Source organism: Xenorhabdus indica, assembly GCF_014467235.1.
GTDB lineage: Bacteria > Pseudomonadota > Gammaproteobacteria > Enterobacterales > Enterobacteriaceae > Xenorhabdus > Xenorhabdus indica.
Map to the genome: position 1 here is coordinate 131,652 of NZ_NKHP01000003.1, position 11,265 is coordinate 142,916.

Here is an 11,265-nt window from a genome sequence, read left to right on the forward strand (position 1 = left end):
AGGGGAAGTCATGGTGACACGAGAACCACTTACAGGCGCGAAGCTGGCGTTACTGACCATTTCCCTCGCAATGGCTACTTTCATGTTGGTTTTGGATTCAACTATTGCTAACGTTGCCATACCGACAATTGCAGGAAATTTAGGTGCATCAAATTCCCAAGGAACATGGGTCATCACCTCTTTTGGTGTTGCAAACGCCATTTCCATTCCTATTACCGGTTGGTTAGCAAAACGGTTTGGAGAAGTCAAACTGTTTATTTGGTCTACCGCTCTCTTTACCTTCTCCTCATGGCTGTGTGGCATCTCCAACAGCCTTGAGATGTTGATTGTATTTCGTATCATTCAGGGGCTGGTCGCAGGGCCAATCCTTCCACTTTGTCAAAGCCTTTTGTTGAATAACTATCCCCCTGCTAAACGAAATATGGCATTGGCACTCTGGTCTGTTATGATCGTGGTTGCCCCTATTTGTGGCCCGATACTGGGTGGTTATATCAGTGACAACTATCATTGGGGCTGGATTTTCTTTATTAACATACCTCTTGGTATCGGTATTATTTTTGTCTCAATGCAGATCCTACGAGGGCGGGAAACTAAAATCGAAATTAATCCTATTGATACGGTAGGATTAATTCTGCTGATCGTTGGCGTCGGTTGTCTACAAATCATGCTTGATCAGGGTAAAGAGCTGGATTGGTTCAATTCCACTGAAATTATCGTCCTGACAATCATAGTGGTTATCTCATTATCATTTTTAATTGTATGGGAATTAACCAATGAACACCCTGTTATCGATCTATCATTATTCAAAGAGCGTAACTTTACTATCGGTACACTCAGTATCAGTCTCTCCTTCATGCTGTACTTCGGCAGCATTGTCCTGTTGCCACAGCTACTACAAGAAGTGTTCGGTTATACCGCAACATGGGCTGGCTTTGCAGCCGCTCCGATAGGGTTGTTGCCTCTGCTACTTTCACCCCTCATTGGCAAATATGGTCATAAGATCGATATGCGTTTGATCGTAACATTCAGTTTCGTTATTTATACTGTCTGTTTCTATTGGCGGGCATATACATTTGAATCAGGGATGGATTTCGCTACTGCGGCATGGCCTCAATTCGTACAGGGACTCGCTATAGCTTGCTTCTTCATGCCTTTGACAACCATAACTTTGTCAGGTTTAGGGCCAGAACGTATGGCATCAGCTTCCAGCCTGTCAAACTTTACCCGTATATTATCAGGCTCAATCGGAACTTCCATCACAACCACAATGTGGACCCAACGTGAGGCCGTACACCATTCATACTTTACGGAGAATATCAATCCGTATAACCCTAATTATCAGCAAACTTATCAGCAACTCTCCCAACTAGGTATGAATGACCAACAGATTTCAGCTTATTTGGCAAAGGAGATCACCCATCAGGGACTGATTATTTCAGCTAATGAAATTTTTTGGTTTTCCGCAGGCGTATTCCTGACGTTGACATTGCTGGTCTGGATGGCAAAACCACCTTTTGGTGCAGGAAACCAAGGGAGTGGAGGAGCACACTAACCCTATTTTATCCTCTTGTTTAAAAAGAACCCGACTGACAATCAGGTTCTTTCTTTTTAAGAAAGAAGATAACTCAACCTATATTATTTATGCCGTTGATTCAAGAGGACAATCATGACAATTTCCTACTCTCGGTAGTTTGTTCCTTTGACAGCAACAACGACGCTGAATCACATTATTTCTCAGAATAACTGTCCGATACAATGGATTATCCCTGCCATCCGGTAATTTTTGTTCAAAGAAAAGGTTATTTACCAATATGTCGTATTGTTCAGCATCCATTCTTTCCCTAAAATTACTCAAATACCAATACATCACATAACCAATATTGTTCCATAATAAGCGCCCATTAATTCCTCGATAAGATTCAATTTTCTCACAAACAGGAATAATATGACGATCCAACAAAGAATAATAACGTTCCAGCAGGGATATGGGTTCTTTCATCCAGTTTAACTGGTAATAAACCATATTAGGCCTGCCACTTTCATGAAATTCAACCTGAAAAAGATGGTAATCTGCATCTACTGCTTGTGGATATTCCAACAACATTAACATAATAGGAGGAACAACCAAGCCAAAATACCATTGTGCCCATAACGAATAAAGACCTTTATTATTTGGTTTTTGTTCATTATTCCCATAGTATTCGTTCTGGTAACGTTGCATTAATATTGAGAATTCTTTTTCATTCGACCATTGATAAAAATCCATACTCTCTGATGGAATATTTTCCGCATTCACTTTCATTGATGAATTAAAGTGACTAAATGCACTGTCGAATAAATTAACAATATCGTTAACATCTATTTTTGATATCATTTGATTGGAGCTATGATTATTTTTATTTGTCATTTCACACTCTCCTGTTATATCTCGGAATAATTAACGGCTTGTCAGATTCCGGATCTCGAATAATGCAACAGGTCAGACCAAATACATCTGCAATACTTTGTTCTGTGATGATTTCTTCTGGCTTTCCTTCCGCATAAACTTGCCCGTACTTCATCATGATCAACTGTGTGGCATAACGCAGAGCCAAATTGATATCGTGTAAAATAAGTACCAGAGTTTTCCCTTGTTGATGTAAACGCTGACACAAATCAAGCATCTCAATTTGATGAGAAATATCCAGATGAATCGTCGGTTCATCCAATAGAATAATGGGAGTTTGCTGTGCCAATGTCATGGCAAACCATGCGCGCTGACGCTGGCCACCTGTCAACTCACTGACCAATTTCTGCGACATATCCCATAAGTCTACTGCCCGTAATGCTTCATTGACGGCACGTTCATCTTCTTCTGACCACTGCCGCAAGAAAATCTGATAAGCGTAACGTTCACGCGAAACAAGGTCATAAATTGTCAATGCCTCAGTTATCACTGTCCCTTGCGTTAATAATGACAACTCACGTGCAACAGCTTTTGGTTTATAGCGATGGATATTTATGCCATCCAGTTGAACCTCACCCTGTTGCGGCGGCATACTTCGGCTAATTGCCCGCAACAAGGTTGACTTTCCACATCCATTGGGGCCAATAATGACGCTAAACTCATTATCGTGAATCGCGATATTAATGCCGTCAATGATCGTTCTTTTACCGTATGCCAGTGAAAAATTCAGGGCTTTAAGTCGTGAAGTCATCATAGGGGAATTCTCATCCCTTCTCTGCCTAGTGACAAAGTCAGATAAAAAAGCACTACCAACAACAGTAACATCGAAAATACCACTTTTCTTGTCTGCCATGCTGGTGTGATAAAAAGTACCATTCCCTGTACCACAGCAAACAGGCAGGCATTGATAGCGGCTCCTGTCAAAACCAATCGTACAGGATTGGTATTGCGGGAACCCCCGCTAAGCAGGTAGAACAATAGAGTTGATAAACCAGCGCCAATAAATGCAGTCCAAAAGCGAGGCCGTTGATCCAACACTGGAATGAAAGAAAAAAAGACCACTAGTTCCCAAAAATGTATTTCTGGCAATGCAAGGTGTTTTTGCAATAACGGACTAAAATAACGGAAGAAACAATCAAAAACATCAAGGAATATATAGATATAGTTAATCTTCATATCATCCTGAATAGTGACATGTAGAAAATCAATCTCCTCAGGTAATTGAAGGTCTCCATTCAAAATGGCAATTTCTTCACCAATATCTATCATCAACATTTTCACTGGAAGATAGATTGCTGAGCCAGATAACGATCATTCCCCTCACCGAGATAAATAGGCAGCATCTTTTCTGATATGCCTAGCAATGGATACAAATCAATGATCAGTTGAATTGCATCCAATGATTGTAGTTGACCGTGGTTGAATTTTTCGATTGATGAGGCATCAATATCTAAATGTTCTAGTTGGCAATCCTGATCCTGAAAATGGTATTCAAAATTACCAATTTCAATGGAGAAAGATTGCCCTTGTTGGTGTACTGGATAGATCAGTTTTTCATGAGACAGTTCACGCAGTATTTTAGCGGAGTGATAATCTATATAATCCAAAATATTTCTATCCAGCTCTTAGGTATTAACCGTAGCACACTAACACACTTTACTAAATGATAATTAAAATCATTATTACTAACAACCATGAAAATATAAAGGTATTAAGACAATTGGATAAATTGCAGGAATGATTTCCGCCATTTAATAAAAATTATTATGATACGCAAACAAAATAATTACATATATAAAATATTAATTCTGCACTTGTGAAATACTTATCATGCTTGCAAATAGAATAATACTTCCCCTTATAAATAAGGCTCTGATTGAAAAACCAGAGCCTCATTTACAAAAGAAACTATATTAAATTATTTATCAGACTTTATTCTGACGCCACCATTCCGCTAGCATAATACCCGTAGCAACAGAAACATTCAGGCTTTCTACTCGACCCGTGCCACCAATCGAAAGACGGATATCACCATCCTCCCAGACACTATCACTCAAACCATCACTTTCCTGCCCTAATACCAAGACCATTTTTTCAGGAAGCTTGACTGCTGTCAGCTTTGTACTTCCTTTATGGCTTGAAGTAGTCACGATGGTGTAGCCTGCATCGCGGAATTGACTCAGCGTGATTGTAAGATCATTAACTTCAATACCTTTAATATGCTCAGCTCCCCCCTCAGCAGTACGGACTGCCGCACCAGATTCCAGCATCGCTGTATCGTGCAATATCATACCCTGTACACCAAAGTGGGCACAGCTACGCATAATTGCCCCCAGATTATGCGGGTTACCCACACTTTCTAATGCCAGAACACAATCTTTCGCTGGTGCTTGCTGTAAATAAGTTTCTGCCTCCAGACCATTACGCTTTTTGATCAGGAAACAGACACCACCATGATGCTCCGTTCCTGATGCTTTGCTCAATTCTTCATCGTCGACTACATGATAAGCCTTACGATTTGCCGCCATCCATTTAAGAGCGTCACGGAAGCGGGGAGTTACTGACTGGACAAACCATGCCCTGACGATGGCTTCTGGACGATTTTGGAACATTGCCTGACAAGCATTTTCACCATAGATACGGGTTTCTTCCAACCGTTGACGGCGAAGTTGTTCAGGGTCAATCTGACTTCTACCACTAATACCGCCATGATCAGGTTTTGATTCTTCCCCTACCGGACGGGAAACCGTTCTCCAGGGAGAATGTTCTTTTGAACGCTGAGGGCGTTCATTGTCACGTCGTCTGCCTCCTTGTTCACGTCCTTTGCCAGACTGACGATTATTGCTGTTACGACGCTCGTTATTATTACGGCTGTCACTCTTGTCCTCACTACGGACATACATCACTTTGACTTTGCCACTTTTACCACTATAGGAATCGTTCATTTATTTCTCCAACTTCGCTATGGCGCGAAGATTACCCGATGTTCGCGCCCGAAGCTACCTCTGGCAACGACAATCCATTAAAATATCCGCCAATTTTTTACTGGTTTTATTCATGAACATTTTTGAGTTCTTAAATGAGAAATAACAACGCCGTTTATCAGCTTCGCCAACATCGCCTGGCCCGCTCTACCCGTCCTTTTCAAGCGAGAGGCTGCCGAGTTCAGCGTTGCACTTATTGTTTATTGCCCCAAAAAAGATGCCTGTGTGAAAAAATCTCACCAGTAAAAGCGGCCAGCCGCTTTTGCCTCATCATGTTTGATACTGAACCTATGAAGCCGAGTAATACAGGTAAGCTAATTGCAGATGTTCTACCTGATACTGATGCTTTTCTCTGGTCAAGAACCGAGCCTGATCAACGCATGCTTGAAATACTGCGTGATCCAACACGACAACCTTATCTGATCTTTCCAGAAAGTTACGCCACACCACCTCGTACTGTGTATCAACAATTGCCGGATAATCAGAAAGCACCTCTGTTTATTATATTGGATGGAACTTGGCCTGAAGCAAGAAAAATGTTTCGCAAAAGCCCATATTTAGATGATATTCCTCTATTATCAATCAATAGTATTGCTAAAATGGATTATTTGCTCCGGATGCCATCAAGAAAAGAACAGCATTGCACTGCGGAAGTTGCCGCCGCCGCTCTGGAACTGGCTAATGATCTTGAGGCTTCACAACAATTACTCGCCCATTTCAATCAATTTCGTGAACAATATCTGGCAGGAAAATCGAACCATCCGGCGGAGTAAGTCACAGTAATTCTTGTCAATCACGGCTAAAGTTATTCATAGAAATGGTTCAATTGAAAGTGATTGTTTATTGAAGTAATTACTTATTCAATGACAATTAATGAGGAGATGAAAAATGAGCCAGCGTGGACTTGAAGCATTGTTACATCCCAAATCTATTGCTGTTATTGGAGCGTCTGAAAAACCCGAAAAAGCCAGCTCAACATTGATGCGGAATTTGTTAACTGGAAACTTCAAGGGGCCGATTCTTCCTGTCACGCCTAATAAAAATGCTGTTCTCGGTGTGCTGGCTTATCCTTCTATCGATAAATTACCATTAACTCCCGATCTGGCTGTCATATGTACTCACCACAGCCGCAATTTGCCATTATTGGAGCAATTAACCAGATTGGGCTGTAAAACCGTTATCATTCTTTCATCACCAGCGTCACAGTTTGCTGAACTGAAACAATATAGCCAAAAATATCACATCCGGATCCTCGGCCCTAATAGCCTCGGCATTTTGGCTCCGTGGATCGGATTGAACGCCAGCTTCTCCCCTATTCCTATTCTCAAGGGAAGGCTAGCATTTATTTCACAATCAGCGGCAATATCCAATACGATTCTGGACTGGGCTAACCATCGCAATATTGGTTTTTCATATTTCATTGCATTGGGTGATAGCGTTGATATTGATATTGATGATCTGCTCGACTTTTTAGCCCGGAATAGTAAGACCAGCGCGATTCTATTGCATCTTGAGCACATTAACGATGCTCGTCGGTTTCTTTCTGCTTCACGAAGTGCATCACGCAATAAACCCATTCTGGTTGTAAAAAGTAGTCGTACCCGCAAGGCTCAACAATTACTGGGTGAACAACAGAATTTCGATGTAGCCTATGACGCCGCAATTCAACGGGCGGGCTTACTGCGTGTACAGGATACACATGAAATGTTTTCTGCCGTGGAGACGTTAAGCTTTATGCGTCCGTTACGTGGAGAACGCCTGCTCATTGTCAGTAATGGAGCCGCACCTGCTGCTATGGCGCTAGATGAACTCCTCAGGAGAACCGGTAAACTAGCGGTTCTGGAGGACGAAACGATTGTTAAATTATCTGGTGTACTGCCTGAAGCACAAATCTTACGTAACCCGCTGGATCTTGGAGATAGTTCATCAACTGAACAATATATCGCTGCTCTGAAACTACTGTTAGATAGTCGTAGCTATGACGCCCTACTGTTGATTCATTCTCCCTGTGCCATTTCCCATAGCATGAAAACAGCAGTTAACGTCATTAAGGCTGTTAAAGAACATCCTCGTGGAAAATGGCTCACAATCTTTACTAATTGGTGTGGTGAATATTCTTCATTAGAAGCGAGGCGGTTATTCAGTGAAGCGGGTATTCCCACCTACCGTACACCAGAAGGCGCGGTGACAGCTTTTATGCATATGGTGGAATATCAACGTAACCAAAAACAACTCAAAGAAACCCCTGCCCTGCCAATAGGCATCACATCAAATACTGCCCACGCTCACGATTGTATACAGCAAGCTCTCAATAGTGGCAATACTCAGCTAGATACCCATGAAGTACAACCTATTCTTGAAGCCTACGGCCTAAATACCTTACCTACATGGATTGCTCATTCCAGTGATGATGCAGTCAATATTGCGGAAAAAATTGGCTATCCTGTAGCATTGAAATTGCGTTCTCCCGATATTCCTCACAAATCAGAAGTTCAAGGGGTTATGCTCTATCTGCGTAATGCCAGAGAAGTTAAGACAGCAACTCAGGCCATTATTGAACGTGTGAAACAGAACTTTCCACAAGCCAGAATTCATGGTTTATTAGTTCAAAACATGGCAAACCGAGCTGGTGCGCAAGAATTGAGAGTTGCCATTGAACAAGATGAGATATTCGGCCCTTTAATTATGCTTGGAGAAGGTGGCATAGATTGGGTTAATGAAACTCAGGCAGCCGTCGCTCTACCGCCTCTCAATATGGCATTGGCTCGTTATTTGGTCATTCAGGCTATTAAAGGCGGTAAAATAAAATCTGGGGGTTCACTGCAACCGTTGGATATCCCTGCTCTAAGTCAATTATTGGTTAGGGTATCCAATTTACTGATTGATTGCCCTCAAATCACTCGTATGCATATCCATCCGTTATTGGCATCAGGCAGTGAATTCACACTATTGGATGTAACAATGGAATTAACACCCATCACTGGTGATCACCGAAATCGACTGGCAATTCGTCCTTATCCTAATGAACTGGAAGAAACCATTTATATCAGAGATGATTTTGAATGTTTACTACGTCCAATTCTGCCGGAAGATGAACCATTACTAAAAGAATTTATCGAACAGGTAACGAAGGAAGATCTATATTATCGTTATTTTAGTGAGATCAGTGAATTCACTCACGATGACCTCGCCAATATGACCCAAATTGATTATGACCGTGAAATGGCATTTGTTGCGATACGCTATCCAACAACCAAACCGGAAATTATTGGTGTCGCCCGTGCTATGGCTGATCCGGATAATATCGAAGCAGAATTTGCGGTGTTAGTGCGATCAGATTTGAAAGGGATTACGTTAGGATATCAACTCATGACCAAATTAATCCACTACACAAAAGAGCATGGCATTCAGGTACTAACCGCTATCACTATGCCAGAAAATCGTAATATGATCCGACTTGCCAAAAAACTGGGCTTTACCATCGATATTCAATTAGAAGAGGGAATTGTCAATCTTGTCTTAAAACTTTAGTCGCCAGAACTTTAAGGTAAATAAAGATAGTGGAAAACAGGCCCAAACCGAATCTTCACTTCGTGATGGATCGCACAGACTTAAAGCAATCAGCAATAGAAAGTTAATTCATACTCACAATTGACCAAACTAATGGTATCATGGCCGGATCATTTTGATTCATAAACATTACGATGGAAAGCCAACCATCTAAACTAAGAGAAAAATCGCACTGTGATGTTGTCCAAATTTAAACAAGCAAAACACCAACAACACCTTGCACAACTGCCTAAATTACCGCAGTCAGTTGCTGACATTGAAACCCTTTATCAGTCTAAAGAGTTTCGCAGCACCTTACTGGAACGCATTTCAGGCGCTAAAAAGCATATTTATATCGCCGCATTATATTTAGAACATGACGACGCCGGACGAGATATTTTAACAGCACTGTATGAAGCCAAGCAAAAGCGGCCTGAACTGGATATCAAAATTCTGGTTGACTGGCATCGTGCCCAGCGTGGTCGTATTGGTGCAGAAGCCACTGTAACAAACGCAGATTGGTACTGTTCTATGGCTGAAAAATATCCTAGTATTCATATTCCCACCTTGGGTGTTCCTGTAAATACCCGTGAAGCGTTAGGCGTCTTGCACCTAAAAGGCTTTATCTTTGACGATACTGTGATTTATAGTGGTGCCAGTATTAACAACGTCTATTTACACCGCCACGAAAAATATCGCTACGATCGCTATCATCTCCTGCGCAATGCTAAACTCGCAGCTATCATGAAGCAGTTTATTGACGACAACATTGTTTCTGCTGATGCAGTCAATAATTTGGCCTCCCGATCTCGACCTCGCAGCCTTGAAATTAAAAACTTTATCAAGCAATTTCGCACTTCCTTACGTAGTGCTACATATCATATCAAAAATCAGGCTTCAAATGACGAACTTGCAGTAATACCACTCGTTGGATTGGGCAAAAAGAATCCTCTGAATAAGACAATCTGCCATCTAATCGCCAGTACAGAAAAGAAAGTAGTAATTTGCACCCCTTACTTCAACTTACCAGCAGTATTAGTTCGTTCTATTACAAGATTGTTGCGGCAGGGGAAACAGGTTGAGATTATCATTGGGGATAAAACAGCCAATGATTTTTATATATCACCGGAAGAGCCTTTTAAGATTATTGGTGCTTTACCCTATCTGTATGAGATTAACTTACGCCGTTTCACCAATCGGCTACAACGTTTTATCGATAGCCAGCAATTAACTATCCGGTTATGGAAGGATGAAGATAATACCTATCATTTAAAAGGTATCTGGGTTGATAGCAAGTGGCAATTGATTACAGGTAATAACCTCAATCCACGTGCATGGGGGCTTGATTTGGAAAATGCCATTCTCATTCATGATCCTCATCAGAAAATGCACGCACAACGCTCTTTGGAACTAAATTGCATTCGTTCTCATACAAAAATCATCAATAATTATCAGGAATTAGATAGTATACAACTTTATCCTGTCAAAGTTCGTAAATTAATACGTCGCTTACGCCGTATCCGTGTTGATAGATTAATCAGCAGAATATTGTAAATAGATAAATAATTATCAAAATATTAATCCCTTCTTACTTACTATAAGAAGGGATTTTTGTATCTTATTTATCAAATCGCTATTATTTATTAAATTATAAACAATAGTGTAAATTACAATGAAAAAATCCACCACCAACAAAACAAAAAATGTATTAATAGCATTTTCTCTCTTATCCACGACTGCTTGCTCGAATATGTATCAGGCCAATGATACCTGGACAGGTAGAGACAAAGCGCAGCACTTTCTATTTTCTGCCGTAATAGCCGCCGCAGGAAACGCTTATGGCGATCACCAAAACTGGAAACATCGGGAAAGTGCACAATTCGGCATGTTACTATCAATTAGTCTTGGTGCAGCAAAAGAATTTTATGATAGCCGTCCTTCTGGTACAGGATGGAGTTGGCAAGACTTTGTTTACGATATAGCGGGAGCCATAACTGGCTATAGCTTGTATCAATCCTTAAAATAGTTTACTAATTATATTTATGAAATATTCTCCTAAATTAAAAGAATATTTTTCTATTCTCATAACGCAAAAAAGCCATCCGGTTCAGGATGGCTTCTCTGTCAAATGGCTGTCTGGCAGTGCCCTACTCTCGCATGGGGAGACCCCACACTACCATCGGCGCAACGGCGTTTCACTGCTGAGTTCGGCATGGGGTCAGGTGGGACCACCGCGCTATTGCCGCCAGACAAATCCTGTTTTCAATCCCGAACAAGCTGCCGGAC

At 41.2% G+C, this 11,265-nt stretch carries 9 protein-coding genes, 1 rRNA gene and 2 pseudogenes; 5 read left to right on the forward strand and 7 right to left on the reverse strand.

The genetic code is table 11. From position 1 onward, the window contains the following. Positions 1-10: 10 nt before the first annotated feature. Complete coding sequence (gene emrB / locus Xind_RS03620) at positions 11-1,552, forward strand: multidrug efflux MFS transporter permease subunit EmrB (protein WP_047683155.1); 1,542 nt, start codon at positions 11-13, stop codon at positions 1,550-1,552. Between the two features lie 87 nt (positions 1,553-1,639). On the opposite strand, the gene fhuF is transcribed toward emrB, so the two are convergent. From fhuF to Xind_RS03645, 6 genes and pseudogenes are all read right to left on the reverse strand, one after another. Further along, positions 1,640-2,407 carry a siderophore-iron reductase FhuF gene (gene fhuF / locus Xind_RS03625; protein ID WP_187649500.1) on the reverse strand — a complete coding sequence of 256 codons (768 nt, stop codon included), beginning with the start codon at positions 2,405-2,407 and terminating at the stop codon, positions 1,640-1,642. Position 2,408: 1 nt separating this feature from the next. Further along, entirely contained in the window at positions 2,409-3,197 is a 789-nt protein-coding gene (locus Xind_RS03630; RefSeq protein ID WP_187649547.1) for an ABC transporter ATP-binding protein, read from the reverse strand. Beyond that, positions 3,197-3,511: pseudogene (locus Xind_RS20840) on the reverse strand (iron chelate uptake ABC transporter family permease subunit); the annotation flags it as partial. The pseudogene Xind_RS20840 and the gene Xind_RS03630, both read right to left, overlap by 1 nt. Then, positions 3,506-3,733 (reverse strand): annotated as a pseudogene (locus Xind_RS23780) (ferric iron reductase); the annotation flags it as partial. The pseudogenes Xind_RS20840 and Xind_RS23780, both read right to left, overlap by 6 nt. Further along, positions 3,724-4,053 carry a hypothetical protein gene (locus Xind_RS03640; protein WP_047683147.1) on the reverse strand — a complete coding sequence of 110 codons (330 nt, stop codon included), beginning with the start codon at positions 4,051-4,053 and terminating at the stop codon, positions 3,724-3,726. The gene Xind_RS03640 and the pseudogene Xind_RS23780, both read right to left, overlap by 10 nt. A gap of 318 nt (positions 4,054-4,371) precedes the next feature. Then, complete coding sequence (locus Xind_RS03645) at positions 4,372-5,391, reverse strand: tRNA/rRNA methyltransferase (RefSeq protein ID WP_187649501.1); 1,020 nt, start codon at positions 5,389-5,391, stop codon at positions 4,372-4,374. A 134-nt stretch (positions 5,392-5,525) separates the two neighbouring features. Between Xind_RS03645 and Xind_RS03650 the strand changes: the two genes are divergently transcribed. The 4 genes from Xind_RS03650 to Xind_RS03665 all read left to right on the forward strand — a co-directional run bounded on the left by Xind_RS03650 (position 5,526) and on the right by Xind_RS03665 (position 11,005). Further along, entirely contained in the window at positions 5,526-6,203 is a 678-nt protein-coding gene (locus Xind_RS03650; protein WP_047683143.1) for a tRNA-uridine aminocarboxypropyltransferase, read from the forward strand. Positions 6,204-6,318: 115 nt separating this feature from the next. Continuing rightward, entirely contained in the window at positions 6,319-8,961 is a 2,643-nt protein-coding gene (locus tag Xind_RS03655) for a bifunctional acetate--CoA ligase family protein/GNAT family N-acetyltransferase (protein ID WP_187649502.1), read from the forward strand. A gap of 213 nt (positions 8,962-9,174) precedes the next feature. After that, the gene (gene pssA / locus Xind_RS03660) at positions 9,175-10,533 is read left to right on the forward strand and encodes a CDP-diacylglycerol--serine O-phosphatidyltransferase (RefSeq protein ID WP_187649503.1); all 1,359 of its coding nucleotides are present in this window, start codon (positions 9,175-9,177) and stop codon (positions 10,531-10,533) included. Between the two features lie 118 nt (positions 10,534-10,651). After that, a complete protein-coding gene (locus tag Xind_RS03665; protein ID WP_052189602.1) occupies positions 10,652-11,005 on the forward strand; it encodes a YfiM family lipoprotein in 354 nt (117 codons plus the stop codon). A gap of 108 nt (positions 11,006-11,113) precedes the next feature. Here Xind_RS03665 and rrf read toward each other — a convergent pair. Further along, positions 11,114-11,229 (reverse strand): 5S ribosomal RNA (gene rrf / locus Xind_RS03670). Positions 11,230-11,265: the final 36 nt, after the last annotated feature.

Excerpts from the sequence above, each read along its gene's own strand:
- emrB (WP_047683155.1), top strand. The coding sequence starts at position 11 with ATGGTGACACGAGAACCACTTACAGGCGCGAAGCTGGCGTTACTGACC.
- fhuF (WP_187649500.1), bottom strand. The coding sequence starts at position 2,407 with ATGACAAATAAAAATAATCATAGCTCCAATCAAATGATATCAAAAATA.
- Xind_RS03630 (WP_187649547.1), bottom strand. The coding sequence starts at position 3,197 with ATGACTTCACGACTTAAAGCCCTGAATTTTTCACTGGCATACGGTAAA.
- Xind_RS03645 (WP_187649501.1), bottom strand. The coding sequence starts at position 5,391 with ATGAACGATTCCTATAGTGGTAAAAGTGGCAAAGTCAAAGTGATGTAT.
- Xind_RS03650 (WP_047683143.1), top strand. The coding sequence starts at position 5,526 with ATGAGAAATAACAACGCCGTTTATCAGCTTCGCCAACATCGCCTGGCC.
- Xind_RS03655 (WP_187649502.1), top strand. The coding sequence starts at position 6,319 with ATGAGCCAGCGTGGACTTGAAGCATTGTTACATCCCAAATCTATTGCT.
- Xind_RS03665 (WP_052189602.1), top strand. The coding sequence starts at position 10,652 with ATGAAAAAATCCACCACCAACAAAACAAAAAATGTATTAATAGCATTT.